This is a genomic window from Providencia sp. PROV080, from assembly GCF_033688105.1.
GTDB classification, from domain to species: domain Bacteria; phylum Pseudomonadota; class Gammaproteobacteria; order Enterobacterales; family Enterobacteriaceae; genus Providencia; species Providencia zhejiangensis.
The window spans coordinates 3,167,383-3,187,787 of the sequence record NZ_CP096346.1 but is presented as its reverse complement, the minus strand read 5'-3'; the positions used below and the strand labels follow the sequence as shown (position 1 = coordinate 3,187,787).

At 42.0% G+C, this 20,405-nt stretch carries 20 protein-coding genes; 3 read left to right on the top strand and 17 right to left on the bottom strand.

Annotated features, from left to right (window positions below):
- Positions 1-568: 568 nt before the first annotated feature.
- From nrdF to nrdH, 4 genes are read right to left on the bottom strand one after another with little or no spacing between them, the layout of a single operon-like run.
- Complete coding sequence (gene nrdF / locus M1F03_RS14175) at positions 569-1,540, bottom strand: class 1b ribonucleoside-diphosphate reductase subunit beta (protein WP_154622607.1); 972 nt, start codon at positions 1,538-1,540, stop codon at positions 569-571.
- Positions 1,541-1,553: 13 nt separating this feature from the next.
- Positions 1,554-3,686, bottom strand: coding sequence for a class 1b ribonucleoside-diphosphate reductase subunit alpha (nrdE, locus tag M1F03_RS14170; RefSeq protein WP_154622608.1), 2,133 nt, complete (start codon positions 3,684-3,686; stop codon positions 1,554-1,556).
- Positions 3,687-3,695: 9 nt separating this feature from the next.
- Positions 3,696-4,109 (bottom strand): class Ib ribonucleoside-diphosphate reductase assembly flavoprotein NrdI, encoded by a 414-nt coding sequence (gene nrdI / locus M1F03_RS14165; protein ID WP_251464566.1) that lies wholly within the window; start codon positions 4,107-4,109, stop codon positions 3,696-3,698.
- Positions 4,110-4,118: 9 nt separating this feature from the next.
- Complete coding sequence (gene nrdH, locus M1F03_RS14160) at positions 4,119-4,346, bottom strand: glutaredoxin-like protein NrdH (protein ID WP_154622610.1); 228 nt, start codon at positions 4,344-4,346, stop codon at positions 4,119-4,121.
- 290 nt (positions 4,347-4,636) lie between these two features.
- Here nrdH and M1F03_RS14155 point away from each other — a divergent pair, with 290 nt between their 5' ends.
- Together M1F03_RS14155 and cspE are read left to right on the top strand one after the other, a co-directional pair.
- Positions 4,637-5,095 (top strand): methylated-DNA--[protein]-cysteine S-methyltransferase, encoded by a 459-nt coding sequence (locus M1F03_RS14155; protein WP_154622611.1) that lies wholly within the window; start codon positions 4,637-4,639, stop codon positions 5,093-5,095.
- 219 nt (positions 5,096-5,314) lie between these two features.
- Complete coding sequence (gene cspE, locus M1F03_RS14150; protein WP_014657708.1) at positions 5,315-5,524, top strand: transcription antiterminator/RNA stability regulator CspE; 210 nt, start codon at positions 5,315-5,317, stop codon at positions 5,522-5,524.
- A 213-nt stretch (positions 5,525-5,737) separates the two neighbouring features.
- Here cspE and lipA read toward each other — a convergent pair whose 3' ends face one another.
- From lipA to rsfS, 9 genes are all read right to left on the bottom strand, one after another.
- Positions 5,738-6,703: a lipoyl synthase gene (gene lipA / locus M1F03_RS14145; protein WP_154622612.1), complete on the bottom strand. Its 966-nt coding sequence runs from the start codon at positions 6,701-6,703 to the stop codon at positions 5,738-5,740.
- A 125-nt stretch (positions 6,704-6,828) separates the two neighbouring features.
- The gene (lipB, locus tag M1F03_RS14140) at positions 6,829-7,473 is read right to left on the bottom strand and encodes a lipoyl(octanoyl) transferase LipB (protein WP_163862816.1); all 645 of its coding nucleotides are present in this window, start codon (positions 7,471-7,473) and stop codon (positions 6,829-6,831) included.
- A 255-nt stretch (positions 7,474-7,728) separates the two neighbouring features.
- On the bottom strand, positions 7,729-7,992 hold the full coding sequence (gene ybeD, locus M1F03_RS14135; RefSeq protein WP_004917614.1) for a DUF493 family protein YbeD: 264 nt from the start codon (positions 7,990-7,992) through the stop codon (positions 7,729-7,731).
- A 96-nt stretch (positions 7,993-8,088) separates the two neighbouring features.
- A complete protein-coding gene (dacA, locus tag M1F03_RS14130; RefSeq protein WP_154622614.1) occupies positions 8,089-9,300 on the bottom strand; it encodes a D-alanyl-D-alanine carboxypeptidase DacA in 1,212 nt (403 codons plus the stop codon).
- Between the two features lie 194 nt (positions 9,301-9,494).
- Positions 9,495-10,475: an endolytic peptidoglycan transglycosylase RlpA gene (gene rlpA / locus M1F03_RS14125; protein WP_154622615.1), complete on the bottom strand. Its 981-nt coding sequence runs from the start codon at positions 10,473-10,475 to the stop codon at positions 9,495-9,497.
- A 13-nt stretch (positions 10,476-10,488) separates the two neighbouring features.
- A complete protein-coding gene (mrdB, locus tag M1F03_RS14120) occupies positions 10,489-11,601 on the bottom strand; it encodes a peptidoglycan glycosyltransferase MrdB (protein ID WP_163862812.1) in 1,113 nt (370 codons plus the stop codon).
- A 4-nt stretch (positions 11,602-11,605) separates the two neighbouring features.
- Positions 11,606-13,495 carry a peptidoglycan DD-transpeptidase MrdA gene (gene mrdA, locus M1F03_RS14115; RefSeq protein ID WP_154622617.1) on the bottom strand — a complete coding sequence of 630 codons (1,890 nt, stop codon included), beginning with the start codon at positions 13,493-13,495 and terminating at the stop codon, positions 11,606-11,608.
- A gap of 32 nt (positions 13,496-13,527) precedes the next feature.
- On the bottom strand, positions 13,528-13,998 hold the full coding sequence (gene rlmH, locus M1F03_RS14110) for a 23S rRNA (pseudouridine(1915)-N(3))-methyltransferase RlmH (protein ID WP_251464565.1): 471 nt from the start codon (positions 13,996-13,998) through the stop codon (positions 13,528-13,530).
- 2 nt (positions 13,999-14,000) lie between these two features.
- Positions 14,001-14,327: a ribosome silencing factor gene (gene rsfS / locus M1F03_RS14105; protein WP_163862811.1), complete on the bottom strand. Its 327-nt coding sequence runs from the start codon at positions 14,325-14,327 to the stop codon at positions 14,001-14,003.
- Between the two features lie 356 nt (positions 14,328-14,683).
- Between rsfS and M1F03_RS14100 the strand changes: the two genes are divergently transcribed.
- On the top strand, positions 14,684-15,394 hold the full coding sequence (locus M1F03_RS14100; protein WP_154622620.1) for a YbgA family protein: 711 nt from the start codon (positions 14,684-14,686) through the stop codon (positions 15,392-15,394).
- Here the strand turns inward: M1F03_RS14100 and nadD are convergent.
- Genes nadD through leuS form a run of 4 tightly spaced genes read right to left on the bottom strand, consistent with a single transcriptional unit; the run spans position 15,385 to position 20,199 of the window.
- Positions 15,385-16,041 (bottom strand): nicotinate-nucleotide adenylyltransferase, encoded by a 657-nt coding sequence (gene nadD / locus M1F03_RS14095; protein ID WP_154622621.1) that lies wholly within the window; start codon positions 16,039-16,041, stop codon positions 15,385-15,387. The genes M1F03_RS14100 and nadD overlap by 10 nt on opposite strands.
- Positions 16,031-17,065 carry a DNA polymerase III subunit delta gene (gene holA, locus M1F03_RS14090; RefSeq protein ID WP_154622622.1) on the bottom strand — a complete coding sequence of 345 codons (1,035 nt, stop codon included), beginning with the start codon at positions 17,063-17,065 and terminating at the stop codon, positions 16,031-16,033. The genes nadD and holA overlap by 11 nt, the downstream gene beginning before the upstream one ends.
- A complete protein-coding gene (lptE, locus tag M1F03_RS14085; protein ID WP_163862806.1) occupies positions 17,065-17,604 on the bottom strand; it encodes an LPS assembly lipoprotein LptE in 540 nt (179 codons plus the stop codon). Before lptE ends, holA begins: the two co-directional genes overlap by 1 nt.
- 12 nt (positions 17,605-17,616) lie before the next feature.
- The gene (gene leuS, locus M1F03_RS14080; protein ID WP_251464564.1) at positions 17,617-20,199 is read right to left on the bottom strand and encodes a leucine--tRNA ligase; all 2,583 of its coding nucleotides are present in this window, start codon (positions 20,197-20,199) and stop codon (positions 17,617-17,619) included.
- Positions 20,200-20,405 lie beyond the last annotated feature (206 nt).

The following is a 20,405-nucleotide window of genomic DNA, read 5'->3' as shown; positions in this document are numbered from 1 at the left end:
TTAATAATTATGGCTTAATTTGAATGACTCCATTTTAAATTATTAGAAAAATAAACAAGCAATATAACCTAGCATAATAAATTGTGCTGACAACCCTAGGTTAAGGACTATTAATCAAAAAATAGCGAGTTATTTAGCGATTAAATTGAGTAAAGTGGTACTTTTATTCGTTTCAATATATAAATACCCTGAATTCAGATATACATGTTAACTTTATGTTGTGTTTGAAGTTATTTTGTTTTTAAAACAGAATTTGAAGTAATAATGAAAAAGAAAAAGTGTTTATTTTAACGCTTAGGTCTTTTTGAAAATAAAAATAGAAATAATTTAAAAATAAATGCCAAATGATTAGTGTTGCTTATCAATTTTTGTGTGTAACTATCTTTATTGAAGAAATGTTATTTGATATGGCTATAAAAAATGAATTATTTAACAGGAAAGCATGTTAATTTCGAAGTGATTTGAGCGTTTTTTGAACCAAAAACTATCTATCAAAATAAAGTCCATATTATTCAGCTAGATAGTTTTTTTGTTGTTTATAAAGGGATGGGTTAACTAAATTGATTGATTAGAAGTCCCAATCATCATCTTCTGTACTTACCGCTTTACCAATCACATATGAAGAACCAGAACCAGAAAAGAAATCGTGATTTTCATTAGCATCGGGTGAGAGTGCCGATAATATAGCCGGGCTTACATCAGTCACTATATCGGGAAATAATGCCTCATAACCTAAATTCATTAAGGCTTTATTGGCATTATAATGGAGGAATTTTTTCACATCTTCCGTCCATCCTACGGAGTCATATAATTCTTGCGTATAATTCACTTCATTTTCATATAAATCAAAAAGTAATGAAAAGGTAAACTCTTTAATTTCTGCTTGAGTTTTTTCATCATAATTGAATAATGATTTTTGAAATTTATAGCCTATATAATAGCCATGAATTGCCTCATCACGGATAATCAATCGGATGAGATCGGCAGTATTGGTTAATTTACCTCGACTGGACCAATACATGGGTAAATAGAAGCCAGAATAGAATAAGAATGACTCTAAAAATACACTGGCCACTTTTTTCTTTAATGGATGAGTATCACAATAATAAGATAAGATAATCTTGGCTTTATTTTGTAACGCAGAGTTTTCTTCACTCCAGCGATAGGCATCATCCACATCGGTGGTAGAACACAGCGTTGAAAAAATAGAGCTATAGGAGCGAGCATGTACCGCTTCCATAAAACTGATATTTGACAGAACGGCTTCTTCATGTGGCGTAAGGGCGTCGGGCATTAAACTTGGCGCACCCACGGTATTTTGAATCGTGTCGAGTAGTGTAAGCCCAGTAAAAACTCTAATTGTGAGTTGTTGCTCGGCAGCCGTTAGCGTATTCCACGAAGGAATATCATTCGATAAAGGAATTTTTTCTGGTAACCAAAAATTGGTGGTTAACCGATTCCAGACTTCAAGGTCTTTATCATCTTCTATGCGATTCCAGTTAATCGCTTTAACGGTAGCAGATGAAATTTGCGTAGTCATACTGATTTTCCTTTTAAAGCGTACATGAAACACAACCATCAATTTCTGTGCCTTCTAAGGCCGTTTGGCGAAGCCGAATGTAGTACAGTGTTTTTATCCCTTTACGCCAGGCATAAATTTGCGCTCGATTAATATCTCGCGTGGTCGCGTCATCTTTAAAAAATAAAGTGAGAGATAACCCCTGATCGACATGCTGAGTGGCAACCGCATAGGTATCGATGATTTTTTCAGGTCCAATTTGGTAAGCATCTTGATAATATTCAAGATTATCATTGTTCATAAAAGGCGCAGGATAATAGACACGTCCAATTTTGCCTTCTTTACGGATTTCAATTCGAGCAACAATTGGATGAATGCTCGATGTTGAGTTATTAATGTAAGAGATGGACCCTGTTGGAGGGATGGCTTGTAGATTTTGGTTATAAATACCGTGTTCCATCACGGATTGCTTAAGTGATTGCCAATCCTCTTGAGTTGGAATTTCGATGCCCGAACGTCGGAATAATTCCTGAACGGTTTGTGTTTTTGCTAACCAACTTTGGTTGATATATTTATCGAAATAGCGACCATTCGCATAATCTGAATCTTCAAAGCCTTTGAAAGCCTCTTTACGCTCAATCGCTAATTGGTTCGATATTCTTAGTGCATGATAGGTGATGGTATAAAAATAGATATTGGTAAAGTCGAGCGCTTCTTCTGAGCCATAATGAATTCGCTCTCTTGCGAGATAGCCGTGTAAGTTCATTTGCCCAAGGCCGATTGCATGCGATTGATGATTGCCTTGTTCGATTGAAGGCACTGAACGGATATAGCTCATATCAGAAACGGCGGTTAATGCTCTAATTGCTATGTCTATTGAGTGGGCAAAATTAGGGGAGTCCATCATTTTGGCAATATTCATGGAGCCTAAGTTACAACTGATATCTTTTCCAATTTCTCGATAGCTTAAATCGTCTTCATAGATGCTAGGGCGATTAACTTGCAGAATTTCTGAACACAGATTGCTCATATTAATACGGCCAGCGATGGGATTAGCACGATTGGCGGTATCTTCAAATAAAATATACGGATAGCCAGATTCAAACTGTATCTCGGCGAGCGTTTGGAAGAATTCGCGAGCATTAATTTTATATTTTTTGATGGCTTTATTATTCACCATCTCATGATATTTATCAGTCACACTGATTTCTGACATCGGGACACCATACTCTCGCTCAATATCATAAGGCGAGAATAGATACATCTCTTTGTTTTCTTTGGCTAACTGAAAGGTAATGTCAGGAATGACGACGCCTAATGATAATGTTTTAATGCGAATTTTTTCATCCGCGTTTTCTCTTTTAGTATCGAGAAAACGCATTATATCAGGGTGGTGGGCATGTAAATACACGGCCCCCGCGCCTTGTCGGGCACCTAATTGATTGGCATATGAAAAGGCATCCTCCAACATTTTCATGACAGGAACGACGCCAGATGACTGATTTTCAATAAGTTTTATTGGTGCTCCTTGCTCACGCAAATTGGTCATCAGAAAAGCGACGCCGCCGCCACGTTTGGATAATTGAAGAGCCGAGTTAACGGAGCGACCAATAGATTCCATATTGTCTTCAATGCGCAGTAAAAAACAGGAAACCAGTTCTCCACGCTGCTTTTTTCCGCAATTCAAGAACGTCGGAGTTGCCGGTTGAAAGCGTCCGCTAATGATTTCATCAACCAAAGAGCTTGCTAGTGCCTGATTTCCCTGTGCAAGGGTGAGGGCGACCATACATACACGATCTTCATAACGCTCAAGATAACGTTTGCCATCGAACGTTTTTAAGGTATAGCTTGTATAGTATTTGAACGCACCTAAAAAGGTTTGAAAACGAAACTTGTGTGCATAGGCTTGCTTAAAAAGCGTTTTAATAAAGGCAAAGTCATATTGCTCAAGGAGTTGTGGCTCGTAATAGTTTTCGTTAACTAAAAAGTCGAGTTTTTCTTTTAAATCATGAAAGAAAACGGTGTTTTGGTTTACATGTTGGCGAAAATAATGATGCGCGGCTTCGCGATCTTTTTCAAACTGGATTTCGCCTGCACTGTTGTACAAGTTCAGCATGGCATTAAGTGCATGATAATCAACAGTGGCTTTAGTTTTGGTATTTTCCATTGACTTGCTCTAATGATGTTTTTGTTGCCAAAAAGCGTTTAGTCCATCACGGACACGTTGTACATCGCGCTCCGTGCCTAATAATTCAAATCGATACAAATAGGGGACTTGGCACTTGCTCGCGATGATATCGCCAGCAATGGCATAGGCCTCGCCAAAATTCGTATTACCCGCCGCGATAACTCCTCGAATGAGCTGCCGATTTGATTCAATATTAAGAAAACGGATCACTTCTTTTGGTATCGCTCCGCGGCTTCCGCCACCACCATAAGTCGGTAGCAAGAGGACAAATGGTGTCGTCGCAATAATGTCGCATTGCTGTCCACCGATAGGTAAGCGGGTTGCTGGAAGGCCAACTTTTTCGACAAAGCGATGGCAATTACCTGAGTGGCTCGAAAAGTAGATCAGTGATTCCGTTTGCATAACCCTCTCCTAAGCTGAAAGGCGGCTGATTATGTCAGGACGAAAACCAGACCAATGTTCTTGATCTGCCACGACAACAGGAACTTGTTGATAACCTAACTGACGAACAAACTGTAAGGCTTCATCATCTTGAGTGAGATCGACCACTTGATACGGAATACTTTTACGGTCTAAGGCTTGGTAAGTCGCATTACATTGCACGCAGTCGGGTTTACTATAAATTGTAATAACAGCCATATTGAGTACCTTTAAGTGTATTGAAGACTATCAGTAGTGTGATGATTAGTATTTAAAGACTATATATAGATCTAATTTTTTTCAACCACACAATATATAGTGGATTGGCAATATTGAATGATAATTATTCTAATTATTGGCTAGGTGATTATTTATGTTGAGGAATTAAATTTTGAGGTTTTGAATAGTTCTGTTATCAAGACTAAGAAAAAATATCATTGCCAAGTAGAAATAATACAGTTTATAACTGTATATACGATCAGATAATGGCATTCTCTTAAGGGGATATTATGTATCATCAATATTTGGCGACACCGGAAAAATTTCCTAAGCCTTGGGTACAAATTACGGCAGATGATGAAGGGGTGACAAGTATCTATTTTGTTGAACAAAAGAGTCATCCTGAGCACAAGAATGAACATTCTCAATTATGTGCAAAAGAACTTGAAGAATATTTTAACCACAAGCGGAAAGTGTTCACCGTAAAATTAAATCCACAAGGAACTGAATTTCAAAAAAAAGTATGGGGTCATCTCTGTAGTATTCCTTTTGGGGAACGCTGGAGCTATAAAGACCTCGCACTGAAATTGGGGTCGGTGAACTATTGCCGAGCAGTCGGTATGGCGAATTCACGTAATCCAATTTCTTTGATTGTTCCTTGCCATCGTGTGTTAGGACATGATGGCAAGCTAGTCGGTTATACTGGTGGTTTAGACATTAAAGGCTGGTTATTAGAGCATGAAAAGTAATATGCTAAATAGTCGGCTAACAGTAATATTATTATTCGGATTAATTGCTATTATAAAGAATAATTCATGCTAAATTAGAAATTTATCCTGATAAATAATATTTTTTTATGCTTTTTGTCAATTTTCGTGATCTAGGTTGTAGACAAGTAAGTTGTATATCTGTTGTACTGAGCTTGACACTGATGGTGTGTCTATTTCTATTTTAAAGGTAATAATTTGATGTCTAAAGTTAAAGGTAACGTTAAGTGGTTCAACGAGTCTAAAGGTTTCGGTTTTATCACTCCAGAAGATGGCAGCAAAGATGTGTTTGTTCACTTTTCTGCTATTGCGAGCGAAGGTTTCAAAACCCTAGCAGAAGGTCAGAAAGTTGAATTTGAAATCACTGAAGGCGCTAAAGGCCCATCTGCTGTAAACGTTGTCTCTCTGTAATTTCAACAAATAGAAACGAACAGCCTCTAAACTCGCTCCAGTTTAACTGGAGCGAGTTTTATTTTGCATGGGGTTTATGGATTGTTTATAGCTATTCATCTGTCTCAGGGATGTGTTAATGAGGCTGGCGACAGATTCAAGCATTGATGGTTAGATATAAAATGAAAAGCCTCGAAAATCGAGGCCTTAGAGAGATGATGACACGTTTTGCGATTATTTAACTTCTTCGCCTTTTGCTTGTAGATCGGCGTGATAAGACGAGCGTACAAATGGGCCACAGGCTGCGTGTGTAAAGCCCATCGCCAGTGCCTCTTCTTTCATTTCATCAAATTCAGCAGGGCTGACATAACGTTTAACGGGGAGGTGATGACGGCTTGGCTGTAAATACTGACCGAGTGTCAACATGGTGACTCCATGGCGACGCAGGTCACGCATCACTTCAATAATCTCTTCGTTAGTTTCACCTAATCCAACCATCAAGCCTGATTTAGTTGGAATGTCGGGGTGTGCTTCTTTAAATCTTTCAAGTAACTTTAAAGACCATTCATAGTTAGCACCCGGGCGAACTTGGCGATAGATACGTGGTACGTTTTCAAGATTATGGTTAAAAACATCGGGTGGTGTGGCCGTGAGAATGTCTAATGCACGGTCCATTCTTCCTCTAAAATCGGGAACCAATGTTTCAATTTTTATTGATGGGTTTTTTTCACGGATAGCGCTAATGCAATCAGCAAAATGCTGAGCACCGCCATCACGTAAATCATCACGGTCAACGGAGGTGATGACGACATAACGTAACCCCATATCTTTGATCGTTTGGGCTAATTTAACGGGTTCATTAGCATCTGGTGCATTCGGGCGACCATGAGCAACATCGCAGAATGGGCAACGGCGTGTGCAGATTGCACCAAGGATCATAAAAGTTGCAGTGCCGTGGTTAAAGCATTCAGATAGGTTAGGGCAGGATGCCTCTTCACAAACGGAGTGAAGACCATTTTTGCGCATGGCCGCTTTGATCCCTTGAATGCGAGTAGAATCGGCTGGCAACCTAATTTTCATCCAATCAGGTTTACGTAGAATTTCTTCACGCTCAGTGACAACGTTTTTGACAGGGATCAGCGCCATTTTATCGGCGTCACGATATTTAATTCCGCGTTCTATCTGAATTGGTTTACTCATAATTATACCGGTTCCAGTTATCTTTTTGAGTCATTGGATAAGTCGATTATTAGAAATGTAAAGTATGGGAGCCGTTACTTATCCATTAAAATTTTTTTTAAAAATGTTAAAAAATTATAGCATCATTATTGAACAATATGAAATCCCAGTGTGTCACAGAACTGTTCAATTAGCACGGGTTGAACATCTTGTAATGTCACATTAGGTATGAAATCACGTACTTGGGTCATTTTCAATTGAGCGTAGCCACAGGGGTTAATGCGATTAAAAGGTTCAAGATCCATATTGATGTTTAGTGCGAGTCCATGGAAAGAGCAGCCTTTTCGTATACGTAATCCTAAAGAACAGATTTTATCACTATTGACATAGACTCCCGGTGCATCAGGGCGCGGGTAAGCGTCGATGTGATAATGAGCGAGCGTCTTGACGACTGTATTTTCGAGTGCGGTCACCAAATCGCGTACGCCTAATTTGTTACGCTTAAGGTCAAGCATGACATACATAACCTGTTGCCCCGGTCCATGATAGGTCACTTGACCCCCTCTATCACTTTGGATGACGGGAATATCACCCGGCGCGAGAACATGCTCTGCTTTACCGGCTTGGCCTTGAGTAAAGACACGCGGGTGCTCGACAAGCCATAGCTCATCTGGAGTGTCTTTGTCGCGGTTTTCAGTGAACTGGTGCATCGCATCAGAAACGCTTTGATAAGGGGCAAGCCCTAATTGACGTACAATAATAGTTCGTGCTGACAATGTTTTAACATCCACATTAGAAATGTGCGAGTAGTATAACGCTGGTCGCGGGTTATCGCCAGTTCTGTCATGTTATTAAAATGTTACAGTGGCGGCTGTTTGTTGTTTTTTACAAGGTGAAGCATAAATTAGCGTTTTAAACGAGCTAAAAAGAGAGGTTATTCCTGTAGACTTTGTGTAATAGCAATCTACAAATAATGTCAATAGCAGATAATAGCAAAAAACCGAGTGGCTATTGCGACTCGGCTTTTTTATAAGATACAAGGTAAATTACAGAACCATGCGTACGCGTTCTAATGCACCGAGCTCTTCATATAATTTTTCGATTTGTTCAATATGCGTTGCATTAATGGTAATCGAAACTGAGTGGTAATTGCCTTTGCTACTTGGCTTCACTTCTGGAGAATAGTCGCCCGGAGCATGGCGCTGAACCACTTCAACGACCTGATCAACCAGCTCAGGTTCCGCTAAACCCATCACTTTGTAAGTGAAAGAGCATGGGAACTCAAGTAGTTCGTTTAATTTCGTTTTCATGTGCGCTCCTAATAACAATAATAGTGTTTGAGGGAAAAACATCCCTCAAACGTCAGATATACCTTATATGGGGATGGTGTTTATTTGATTCAAGGGTTAACCAAACCAACGATGGAAGAGTAATTTGATGTAGTCAATCAAACGACTGAAAAAGCCACCTTCTTCGACATCTTTAAGTACCACTAGAGGTCGTTGCTCAATCGTTTTACCATCAAGTTGGAAATTAATGGTACCAACCGCTTGCCCTTTCTTCAGCGGAGCTTCCAACTCAGGTGTTGAAATATCATAGCTTGCTTTCAGATCTTTCAAACGTCCACGAGGGATGGTTAAAAATAAGTCCTCAGTAACACCAAGTTTGACGTTATTTTCATCGCCAAACCAAACGGGTTCAGACGCAAACTCGACGCCTGCTTGTAATGGTTTGACTGTTTCATAAAAGCGGAAACCATAGGTGAGCAATTTTTTGCTTTCGGCATCACGGCCTTTCATGCTTTTACCGCCCATGACGGCAGAGATTAAGCGCATTTCACCTTCAGTTGCAGAAGCAACAAGGTTATAACCCGCGGCATTCGTGTGGCCTGTTTTAATTCCATCCACCGTCAAACTTTTATCCCATAACAGTCCATTACGGTTGGTTTGGCGAATGTTATTAAAAGTGAATTCTTTCTCTTTGTAGATAGCATATTCATCCGGAACATCACGGATTAACGCCTGACCAATCAAAGCCATATCACGAGCTGAGCTATATTGACCTTCGGCATCTAATCCATGAACGGTTTTAAAATGCGTATTTTGTAACCCAAGCTTACTCACGTAGCCATTCATCAATTGAACGAAATTCGCCTGATCGCCAGCCACATAATCGGCCATTGCAACACACGCATCGTTACCTGACTGTAAGTTAATACCACGAGTTAATTGAGAAACGCTGACACGATCGCCGGGTTTCAAGAACATCAACGACGACCCTTTAAATATTGGGTTACCTGTAGCCCAAGCATCTTCATTAACAGTGACGATATCTTCTGCACCAATTTTTCCTGACTTGATCGCTTGACCAATAACATAACTGGTCATCATCTTAGTCAAACTGGCAGGATCACGGCGTTGATCGGCATTTTTTTCAGCAAGCACTTTACCTGAATTGTAATCAATCAGAATATAAGCTTCGGCATCAATATCAGGCACAGCAGGGATCGGGCTATTCGGAAATGGCTCATTAGCTTGTGCAAGATTCGTCATCGTAAATAGCAGTGCAGCACCCAGTAAGGTATGGCGAACGGTGCATGATGGGGCAAAATTTTTCATGTTTGTATTGTTACATCCGGAATTCGGTTAACACAAGGAGGCGCAGTGTAGCAAAAGTGTCATCAATGATTAATGCTATGCACCGATGTTTTACATAAATTTTATACTCGTCATACTTCAAGTTGCAGCGTTATTGATGGCAATGGTTTGTTCATCATCACGCCGCGCCTTGAATTATTCAGAGTTTATATTGATTATGGAGCGATAACCATCGACGTCTGATTTAACTCAGATTGAATTCGCCCTTGTAAATCAACTGCTTGTTGCCTATCGGCAAATGGCCCTAATTGAACACGGTAAATATTGTTGTAAGGCTGTAAGCGACCTGGTACTCCAAACTGATTTTTTAAACCCTCTAGCATTGTTTTAGCGTTGTTTTGATTGCCGATTGCACCAACCTGCACGAGATAGCCTTTTTCAGGGACTGCTGGCGCTGCAACAGGTGCTGCTGCTGGCTCTTCTGGCTCTGGTGACTTGAGGCTACTCTCAGGAACAACGGGCTCCATCGGTGCTGTGGGTTGTTTTACGGGTAAGACGTTTTCTGGTGTGGGTAAGTTTTCCATCACAGGTGTGCCCATAGGACCTGAGCCTAATTGAGGGCGACCCGGTAGGGCATAACTTTGCTTAACAAAGTTGGAGCCAACAGTGCCCGGACCGGATAGTGAGCCATCTTGTGCCACTTGAATTGCGTCAATTTTGATCCGCGTAGTTGGCATTAAATTAAGGCGATCAGCGACTGCTCGTGACACCGCAATGCTTTTACCTTGTGTATAAGGGCCACGATCATTAACACGAACGACCATCATGCGGCCATTCATCATATTAGTGATGCGTACATAACTTGGGATTGGCAAAGTGGGATGCGCGGCCGTAAGCTCAAGCGGATTCACTCGCTCACCAATGGCGGTCATATTACCGGTTGATTCTGAGCCAAAGATAGAGGCATAACCCAATTGCGAGAATTGCGACATATCTCGGACAATTTGGTATTGCTGGCCATTACGTTGATAATCACTGTTGGCTGTTGGATGAAACGGTTCATAATGAGGCTCAGCGCCAAGCACGTCTTGAACAGGAACAGCCGGTACGTTACTAGGCTGCTTAATGTTTTCTTCCGTGACACAACCACTAAGTAATGCAGCGGTAATGCCAAGCATAATCCATTGAAAACGCATACTAAGCCTCTTTTTATAAACTCTTTGACAGAAATTTTCTGTGTGTGTGAATAGACATGATAATACCGAATCCGGCCATTAAAACAATGAGTGCTGAGCCACCATAACTGACAAGGGGAAGGGGGACACCGACAACCGGTAATATCCCACTGACCATGCCGATATTAACAAAGACATAAACAAAGAGGATCAGCATCAGACCACCTGCCATAACACGGCCGAAAGTGTTTTGGGCGCTGGCTGCAATATAAAGGCCTCGCATGATTAACAACAGATAGAGACCGAGTAATACTAAAACACCAATTAAGCCAAGTTCTTCCGATAATACAGCAAAAATAAAGTCAGTGTGACGCTCAGGTAAAAACTCCAGTTGTGACTGGGTTCCGTGCAGCCAACCTTTTCCCATCAAACCACCGGAGCCAATGGCAATTTTTGATTGAATGATATGATAGCCGGCCCCTAAGGGGTCGCTTTCTGGGTCGAGTAGCATCATCACACGCGTTCTTTGATAATCGTGCATTAAGAAAAACCATAATAATGGGATAAACGCGGCAAGGGCGGTAACGGCGATGGTAATTAATCGCCAACTCATACCCGCTAAAAAGAGTACAAAAATGCCCGATGCCGCGACTAAGATGGAGGTTCCCAAATCGGGTTGCGCTGCGACTAACAGTGTAGGTAGAAAAATGAGTATCAGCGCGATCATCGTATTTTTTAACGAGGGTGGGCAGAGATCTCGGTTCATAAAGCGAGCCACCATCAATGGCACCGCAATTTTTGCAATTTCAGAGGGTTGAAAACGTATAATACCAAGATCAAGCCAGCGTTGAGCGCCTTTACTGATCTGACCAAAAACATCGACAAAAATAAGCAAAATGACACAAAAAATATATAAATGAGGCGCTAAGTTCTCATACACTCGAGGGGGAATTTGAGCCATGATGAGCATGACGATAAACCCTGAGGCAATTTGCCCCAGTTTTCTTTCCATCATTTCGGGATCTTGACCACTAGCGCTCCACATAATAAAGGCACTGTAGGCAAGCAATAGCAAAATGATTAATAGCATAGGCACATCAATATGTAGACGTGCAGCAAGTGATAATTTTTTCTTATCGTCAGTCATAGTGTTAACGGTCTTCCTCAGAGCCTGTTGATACGCTGTTGACTTGGGTTTTATTGTCGCCTAATAGAACATGGTCAAATATCTGCCTAACGATATCGCCGACAGCAGGGCCTGCTCCACCATTTTCTAAAATAATGGCGACAGCAACGGTCGGTTTATCATAAGGAGCATAAGCAATCATTAATTTATGGTCACGTAAATGCTCGGCTAATTTGCTCGCATTATAGGTTTCGTAACTAAAGACCTGAGCCGTACCTGATTTAGCTGCTGCTTTGTAAGGAGTGCCAATAAAACTACGTCTACCCGTTCCGTTTGGTGCATTGGCCACACCGTACATACCTTGTTTGGCTAATTCCCAATAGCCTGAGTGAATATCGCCAATCTGCTTCGTCTCTTTATCTTCATAAGGCACCATCGCATTGCCTAATTTTGTGCCATATAGCAGATGTGGCGTTTTAACTTGCCCATCATTGATAAGTGTCATGAGCGCTTTAGACATTTGAATTGGGGTCGCCGTCCAGTAACCTTGCCCAATACCAACTGGAATAGTATCCCCTTGATACCAAGGTTTTTTATAACGTTTTTGTTTCCATTCGCGGGTTGGCATAATCCCCGCCCTCTCTTCGGCAAGGTCGATCCCCGTATAATCACCAAAACCAAACCTACTCATCCAGTCAGATAGCCTATCAATTCCCATATCGTAGGCGACTTGGTAGAAGAACGTATCCGCAGATTCAATGATCGATTTAACCACATTTAATTTACCGTGCCCCCACCGTTTCCAATCACGGTAGCGTTTTTCGGAACCGGGGAGCTGCCACCAACCTGGGTCGAAAATGGTTGTGGAAGGCGTGATCACCTTTTCACTGAGGGCCGCAACAGAAATAAATGGCTTCACCGTTGAAGCGGGTGGATACAGCCCTTGTGTTGTTCGGTTGATCAATGGCCTATCGGGGTTATTGAGTAGTGCCTGATAATCTTTATTTGAGATACCATTAACAAATAAATTGGAGTCATAACTTGGGTTAGAAACTAACGCTAATATTTCACCATTGCGAGGGTCTGTGACAACAACGGCAGCACGACTGGTTGTTAGTAATTTCTCAATATAAATTTGCAGTTCAAGATCGATAGTCAAATAGATATCGCGGCCTGCTTGAGGGGGTTGCTCATGTAATTGGCGAATCACTCGGCCACGGCTATTAACTTCAACCTCTTCATAGCCCGTTTTTCCATGCAACACATCTTCATAGTAGCGTTCGATACCTAATTTACCGATATCATGACTGGCGGCATAATTAGCAAGTTTTCCGTCTTTATCAAGGCGCTCAACATCTTTATCGTTAATTTTAGCCACATAACCAATGACATGGGTTAATGCAGAACCATAAGGGTAGGAACGACGTTGATAGCTCTTAACCTCAAGGCCAGGGAACCTATATTGATTGACGGCAAAACGTGCGACTTGCACTTCATTGAGCTGGGTTTTGAGAGGGATAGAAGTGAAGCGGCGAGAGCGTTTTCGCTCTTTTTCAAAGTTGGCGATATCTTCATCGGTTAGGCCGATGACATCACGTAGTTTATCGAGTGTCTCTTGGAGATCAGACACTTTTTCAGGCACGATTTCCAGTTGATAAAAAGTACTGTTTAAAGCGAGTTGAGTTCCGTTGCGGTCATAAATAATACCGCGACTAGGGGCAATGGGAACGAGTTTGATCCGATTATCATTCGATCTTGTTTGATAATCTTCATGGCGAACAACTTGTATATGATAAAGGTTAGTGACAAGAACAGCTGTTAATAGCACTATGACGCCAAAGGCAATTAATGCTCGGCGAATAAATAACATTGATTCAGCTGTATGGTCGCGAAAAGGGGTGCGTTGATTTTTCATCCCACTGCCATATTGAACATATTAAAAACTGACTACTCCCGATGATATGGGTGGTTAGTCGTAATACTCCACGCACGATACAGACTTTCTGCAACAAGCACTCTCACTAGAGGGTGGGGGAGTGTCAGTGGAGATAATGACCAACTTTGTATGGCAGCTTCTTTACAAGCAGGCGCAAGTCCTTCCGGGCCGCCGATCAGCAGGCTAACGTTGCGTCCATCTTGTTTCCAATTTTCAAGTTGGTTAGCGAGCTTGGGAGTATCCCATTTCTCACCCGGTATATCCAATGTGACAATCCGATTACCTTTGCCGACAGCGGCCAGCATTAGCTCACCTTCTTTTTCGAGAATACGTTTAATATCTGCGTTTTTTCCTCGTTTTCCCGCTGGAATCTCAATTAGCTCGAACGGCATATCTTTAGGAAAACGATGAAGATAATCCATAAAGCCGGTCTGAACCCAGTCCGGCATTTTTGTTCCTACAGCGATGAGTTGTAATTTCAAACTCAGCTCCAGAGTTTTTCAAGTTCATACATACGACGGCTTTCATCTTGCATGATATGAACAATCGCTTCACCCAGATCAACGACAATCCAATCAGAAATCCCTTGACCTTCAACGCCTAAAGGCTGTAAACCATTTTTACGGCAAGCTTCAATTAATCGATCCGCAACAGACATTAAATGACGGCTAGATGTGCCAGTGCAGATGATCATTTGGTCAGTGATACTCGATTTCCCATGCACATCGATCGAGATAATATCTTCAGCTTTTGCATCGTCAAGCTGATTAATAATAAATTGTTGGAGTTCAGTTCCTTGCAAAAGGTTCACCTTTTATTCTAATTATACTCAGCCACGACATAACCTAATCAGTTGTGTTTTGGTGGTCAAGCAAAGCCATTTGAATGAAACGAATAGCTTAGCGTTGCCAATACAGATACAACTTGACGCATGGCGGATATAACGACGTTAAACACTGTTTGTAATATACCTGTTAAGGTTTGAACATTTTACCCTAGATTTTCAGAAAAATCGGCTAAATTATTTTATATTCCTTATCGAGTGTGATTTATATGAATAACCAGCGCTTAGGGCAAGAGATTTGTACAAACTTTACAAAGCCATACAGGTAATAATCAGCAAGGTTTGTTTTAATTTAGCGAAATAAAAATAGATGGGAAATGATTATGTTTGATGTAGTTTTGTTTGGCGATATCGATTATCCCACAGAGGATATTATTCAACTAACCACCGAGCATATGAATTTACTGCCCGTGGGTGAGCTTTTGGATATGCCGCTTAAATATCACGGGGTGATTTGCAGTGAGGCCGTTCGCGCGCAGCTACTTGAGCACCTTCCTGAAAATACGCCTATATTAACGACCGTTGAATGGCAATGCCCTGAGCATCTTGATCGTTTCCTGATCCAGTTGCATACGGGACATCGTCTAGCTCAATTAAGCCATCATTTGACTCATCATCAAGTGATTCGTTTTCATAGCAGGTATAAATATTTGTTAATGGCATATTCGCCCAAAGGCTATCAAACGACAGGAAAATTGGTTGCTAGTATACCAAAAGGGAGTGAATTGACGGGTTTTTATCGCCAGTATCGAACGCAATTACTCAGCATTTTAGCCACGACCCCCACACGGAAACGACAGGTGAATGCCATTTCGCATATACAAGGCTATTTTAAATATAAAGCGACCAAGGACGAAAAAACACGTTTAAGATGGCTAATTAACGATTACCAAGAAGGCTATTTGTCGATCAATAATCCGTTATCGATGATTTTACAATTGCTCACTCAGTATCCTGATAGCTATCTCAGTGAGCAATTTTATTTATCCCCTTACTCTGGATGTGAAAAAGTCAGAGCATTACATCAATTTTGATAGAGGTGCTGTTGTTTTATATAAGCCATCACCGCAGCGGGAATAAGGTTTTCATTTACATTGCCATTATTTAGATTATTACGGATTTCTGTCGCTGAAATATCCACTAATGGAGTATCACCAAGAAAAATATATCCATTTGGTGTTTGGCTTAGTTTATTGGTATCGTCTGTCTTGTGTTTGTTGAGCCATGCTTGCATTTGTGGTTCGCTAAAATTTGCGGCATAACCCGGACGTGAACAAACTAATAAATGACAATTATCCAACAGTTGTTCCCAACCATGCCATGTATTAATCGATAAGAGTGAATCTTGTCCAATAATAAAGGCTAATGGTTGCTCTGGGCCCATTTCTTTACGCAATGCAGTTAAGGTTTCTATGGTATAGGATGGGCTATTACGCTCAAGTTCCCGCGTATCAATGGTAAAAAGTGGCTGATCTTGTATCGCTAAGCGCACCATTTCTAACCTTTGAGCTGGACTCGCTTCTGGTTGTGGTCGATGAGGGGGAACATGGTTGGGAAGTAAGATCACTTTTTGCAAGCCCACCTGTTTTGCCAGTGCTTCAACGGGGCGTAGATGGCCGTAATGTATTGGATCAAATGTCCCACCAAATAACGCTTGAAGGCCTTTGTGCTTAAAGGTCATGTATAAAACTCTCTGGTAAGGCTTTGGTACATATTAACATAGACAAGGATTGTAAATCTGGCCACACCGAGTGACTAAAGTCTTGTTTAGCATGTAGTTCTGCTTGGGTTAGCAAAAGAAGAGCCGATTGTAATTGATGTAAACTCAGTCGCTGTAATGCTGCCGTCAGTAATGGGCGGCGGTTTTGCCAAACTTTGTGTTGGTCAAATAAGGATTTTAATGATGCTGTCGCTGACTGGCGCTTTAAAGTCAGTAAAAGCATTAGTTCACGCTGGATTGCACGCAGTAAAATCACAGCCTCGGTATCTTCGCGTTGTAACTGCTCTAAGATATGCCAAGCACGGCGCGATTTACCCGCTAATAGTGCATCGACCCAATGATAAGGCGTAAAATGAGCCGCGTCATTGACCGCTGTTTCGACGCGTGGCAATGTTAACTTACCGTCGGGATAAAGTAATGATAGCCGCTCTAGGGCTTGAGCTAATGCCAGTAAATTCCCCTCATAACAGTAGCAAAGCAGTTGGTTCGCTTCTGTTTCTAAGGTTAGGTGCATAGTATTGGCGCGCTTAGCTACCCATTGCGGCAATCGTTGGTATTCAGGGGTTAAGCAACTGACATAGACACCTTCATTGCTTATAGCTTTAAACCAAGCGCTATTCTCTTGAGCTTTCGTGAGTTTTTGTCCACGCAGCAATAACAGAATATCAGGATGGAGTAACTGAGCTAGCTGAGTCAGCTTTTCAGCCATGGCAGCATTAGGCCCGTTTTCAGGCAAAATTAAGGTTAACGATTGGCGGCTGGCGAATAAACTGAGAGCCTGGCAGAGGCTAAAAATTTCATCCCAATCAGTCTGTGGCTCAAGTGAGAAAGTAAAATGTTCTTCGAACCCCTGACTTTGGGCTGTTTTTCGAATCGCATCTTGGCTCTCTTGAATTAATAGGGGCTCATTGCCCCAGATTAAATAGCGGCCTTTCAGTGAATCTTGTAACTGAGAGGCCAGCTGTTCAGGATAGATACGGATCATTATGGCTCAACAACAGGGACTGTCGTTTTAGCGTTAGCCTTCTCAAGTTCTGCGGTATGAACGATTAACAGCTTACGTACTAACATACGTGCAGCTTGTTCACGCATTTCTTGTTTAACCAGTTCATTTTCAGCATCTTTTGCAAGAGCTTCTAATGGGTTATCAAAGAAGGTACGCTCAACTTGGGTTTGTAATGGATAAACTGAGCCATTTGGCATCATAACTTGCGCATTGAGAACGAAAGTTAATTGCTTCTCAGCGGCTTTACCATCCTGATAAATCGAGACGGTTTCCGTTTTTTCTGACGATCCCGTAATTTTTAAAATCGGGATATCAGCGCTGCCGTTTTCCACTAGCTTGACATTATTCAGCCTGAGTTGCTCCCTAACGGCTCTGGTTAGAGAGCTATAAGGTGCATTCGAACTTAACTGTAATGTTTTCAGCTCGTCAGGGATCTGTGTTGTTCCTTGAAGACGAAAACCACAGCCAGCGGTGACTAGCACCGACAGGCTCAGCAATAAAGTTATCAGATAGCGCACCTGGCCTCCTTATCAGCCAACAACCAAGTTGAGTAATTTACCTGGTACATAAATTACTTTACGGATAGTCACGCCTTCGAGATATTTCGAGACGCTATACTCATTTTTCGCCATATCTAAAACAAAATCTTGTTCGGCATCCGCAGGCACGGTGATACGTCCACGAACTTTACCATTAACTTGGATCACGACCAGCTTGGTATCATCAACCATGGCGTTTTCGTCAGCAATAGGCCAGCGAGCAAAATCGATATCCTCTTTGTGACCCAGTGCTTGCCACATTTCAAAGCAAGCATGTGGAATGATTGGCGACAACATCAAGGTAATGGCTTCCAGAGCTTCTTGAATTAATGCACGGTCTTGCTCTGTTTCTTGTGGTGCACGAACCAGTTTGTTCATGAACTCCATGATGGCAGCGATTGCCGTATTAAAGGCATAACGACGATCAAAGTCATCGGTGACTTTGGCAATCATTTTATGTAAATCACGGCGTAAGTCTTTCTGCTCAGTCGTTAATGAATCAATATTCAGCGGTTGAGTGGCCCCTTTTTGTGAATGTTCGTGAACAAGACGCCATACACGACGGACGAAACGGTTTGCACCTTCGACGCTAGATTCTTGCCATTCAAGGGTTAACTCTGGTGGTGCTGCAAACATCATAAACAGTCGGACGGTATCTGCGCCATATTTTTTGACCATCAATTGTGGATCGATACCGTTATTTTTCGACTTAGACATTTTGCTCATGCCAGTGTAAACCAGCTCATGTCCTTCGTTATCAACCGCTTTGGTGATACGACCTTTATCATCGCGTTCAACAATCGCATCGGTAGGTGAAACCCAGACGCGCTGACCATCATTGCCGATATAGTAGAATGCATCTGCCAGTACCATGCCTTGGCATAGTAAGCGTTTTGCCGGTTCATCAGAGTTGACTAGACCTGCATCGCGCATCAATTTATGGAAGAAACGGAAATACATTAGATGCATGATCGCGTGTTCAATGCCGCCAATGTATTGGTCTACTGGCAACCAATAGTTTGCTGCTGCCGGATCCAACATGCCTTCGTCAAATTGTGGGCAGGTATAGCGTGCATAGTACCAAGATGATTCCATAAAGGTATCAAATGTATCTGTTTCACGTAGCGCTGGTTGACCGTTGATGGTTGTTTTTGCCCACTCAGGATCTGCTTTGATTGGGCTGGTGATACCATTCATTTCAACATCTTCAGGTAGAATAACCGGCAGTTGGTCTTCAGGAACAGGTACAACCGTGCCATCTTCTAATGTCGCCATCGGAATGGGGGCGCCCCAATAACGTTGACGGGAAACGCCCCAGTCACGTAGGCGATAGTTCACTTTTCGTTGGCCAGCACCGATAGCCACTAACTTATCGGCAATCGCGTTGAACCCTGCTGCATTGTCGAGACCGCTAAATTCACCTGAGTTGATCAACGCATACTTTTCAGTCATCGCCTCTTGGGAGATATCTGGCTCATTGCCTTCTGCGTCAGCAATAACGGCTTTAAGTGGTAGGTGATATTTATGTGCAAATTCCCAGTCACGTTGGTCATGAGCTGGTACTGCCATCACTGCGCCTGTGCCGTATTCCATCAATACAAAGTTAGCCACCCAAATTGGTAATTTCTCTTGAGTTAGCGGATGGATAACATACAGGCCCGTTGCCATACCTTTTTTATCCATGGTTGCCATATCAGCTTCTGCTGTTTTGGTGTTGCGGCATTCATCGATAAAGTGAGCTAATTCTGCATTGTTTGCTGCGGCTTCTTGGGCTAATGGGTGACCAGCCGCAACGGCAACATAGGTGGCGCCCATAAAGGTATCTGGACGAGTTGTGTATACGGTTAGTTTGTCATCACGGTCGGCAACATTAAAGGTGATTTCAACCCCTTCAGAACGGCCAATCCAGTTACGTTGCATTGTTTTGACTTGTTCAGGCCAATCATCGAGTTTATCGAGGTCGTTCAACAATTCTTCAGCGTAATCGGTGATTTTGATAAACCACTGAGGGATTTCTTTGCGCTCTACGGGCGTATCACAGCGCCAGCAGCAGCCATCAATAACCTGTTCGTTCGCGAGAACAGTTAAATCGTGCGGACACCAGTTTACTGCGGAGGTTTTTTTATAAACTAAGCCTTTTTCATACAGCTTAGTAAAAAACCACTGTTCCCAACGATAGTATTCAGGCGTACAAGTGGTAACTTCACGATCCCAATCATAGCCAAACCCCAGCATTTTCAACTGGCCTTTCATGTAATCGATATTGGCATAGGTCCATGGTGCAGGAGCTGTATTGTTTTTTACAGCCGCGCCTTCTGCGGGTAAACCAAAAGCATCCCAACCAATAGGTTGTAAGACGTTTTTACCTAAAAGGCGTTGATAACGGGAGATAACATCACCCATAGTGTAGTTACGCACATGGCCCATGTGTAGTCGACCAGAAGGGTAAGGTAGCATGGACAGGCAGTAGTACTTCTCTTTGCTGTTGTCTTCTGTCACTTTAAATGTGGCTTTTTCATCCCAGTGACGCTGTACTTTAGGCTCTATATCTTCTGGACGATATTGTTCTTGCATGGCACCGATAATCCTATGGTGAATAAATGCTACTCAGTAGCGTTAATGTCTTTCTATAATTTAGATCCGCATAGCATAGCGGATCATACCCTAAAACAACAATAGTTGATTAGCTGAACCGGTGGGGGAAGCTGGATATTGTTTTTGGGGGGCGGAGTCAGAATATTTTATTCCGATGAGCATCAAACTTAACCAAAAAACAGTAA

What these genes read in the sequence shown, in the direction of transcription:
- nrdF (WP_154622607.1), bottom strand. Translation starts at nt 1,540, where the DNA reads ATGACTACGCAAATTTCATCTGCTACCGTTAAAGCGATTAACTGGAAT.
- nrdE (WP_154622608.1), bottom strand. Translation starts at nt 3,686, where the DNA reads ATGGAAAATACCAAAACTAAAGCCACTGTTGATTATCATGCACTTAAT.
- nrdI (WP_251464566.1), bottom strand. Translation starts at nt 4,109, where the DNA reads ATGCAAACGGAATCACTGATCTACTTTTCGAGCCACTCAGGTAATTGC.
- nrdH (WP_154622610.1), bottom strand. Translation starts at nt 4,346, where the DNA reads ATGGCTGTTATTACAATTTATAGTAAACCCGACTGCGTGCAATGTAAT.
- M1F03_RS14155 (WP_154622611.1), top strand. Translation starts at nt 4,637, where the DNA reads ATGTATCATCAATATTTGGCGACACCGGAAAAATTTCCTAAGCCTTGG.
- cspE (WP_014657708.1), top strand. Translation starts at nt 5,315, where the DNA reads ATGTCTAAAGTTAAAGGTAACGTTAAGTGGTTCAACGAGTCTAAAGGT.
- lipA (WP_154622612.1), bottom strand. Translation starts at nt 6,703, where the DNA reads ATGAGTAAACCAATTCAGATAGAACGCGGAATTAAATATCGTGACGCC.
- ybeD (WP_004917614.1), bottom strand. Translation starts at nt 7,992, where the DNA reads ATGAAAACGAAATTAAACGAACTACTTGAGTTCCCATGCTCTTTCACT.
- dacA (WP_154622614.1), bottom strand. Translation starts at nt 9,300, where the DNA reads ATGAAAAATTTTGCCCCATCATGCACCGTTCGCCATACCTTACTGGGT.
- rlpA (WP_154622615.1), bottom strand. Translation starts at nt 10,475, where the DNA reads ATGCGTTTTCAATGGATTATGCTTGGCATTACCGCTGCATTACTTAGT.
- mrdB (WP_163862812.1), bottom strand. Translation starts at nt 11,601, where the DNA reads ATGACTGACGATAAGAAAAAATTATCACTTGCTGCACGTCTACATATT.
- mrdA (WP_154622617.1), bottom strand. Translation starts at nt 13,495, where the DNA reads ATGAAAAATCAACGCACCCCTTTTCGCGACCATACAGCTGAATCAATG.
- M1F03_RS14100 (WP_154622620.1), top strand. Translation starts at nt 14,684, where the DNA reads ATGTTTGATGTAGTTTTGTTTGGCGATATCGATTATCCCACAGAGGAT.
- nadD (WP_154622621.1), bottom strand. Translation starts at nt 16,041, where the DNA reads ATGACCTTTAAGCACAAAGGCCTTCAAGCGTTATTTGGTGGGACATTT.
- holA (WP_154622622.1), bottom strand. Translation starts at nt 17,065, where the DNA reads ATGATCCGTATCTATCCTGAACAGCTGGCCTCTCAGTTACAAGATTCA.
- leuS (WP_251464564.1), bottom strand. Translation starts at nt 20,199, where the DNA reads ATGCAAGAACAATATCGTCCAGAAGATATAGAGCCTAAAGTACAGCGT.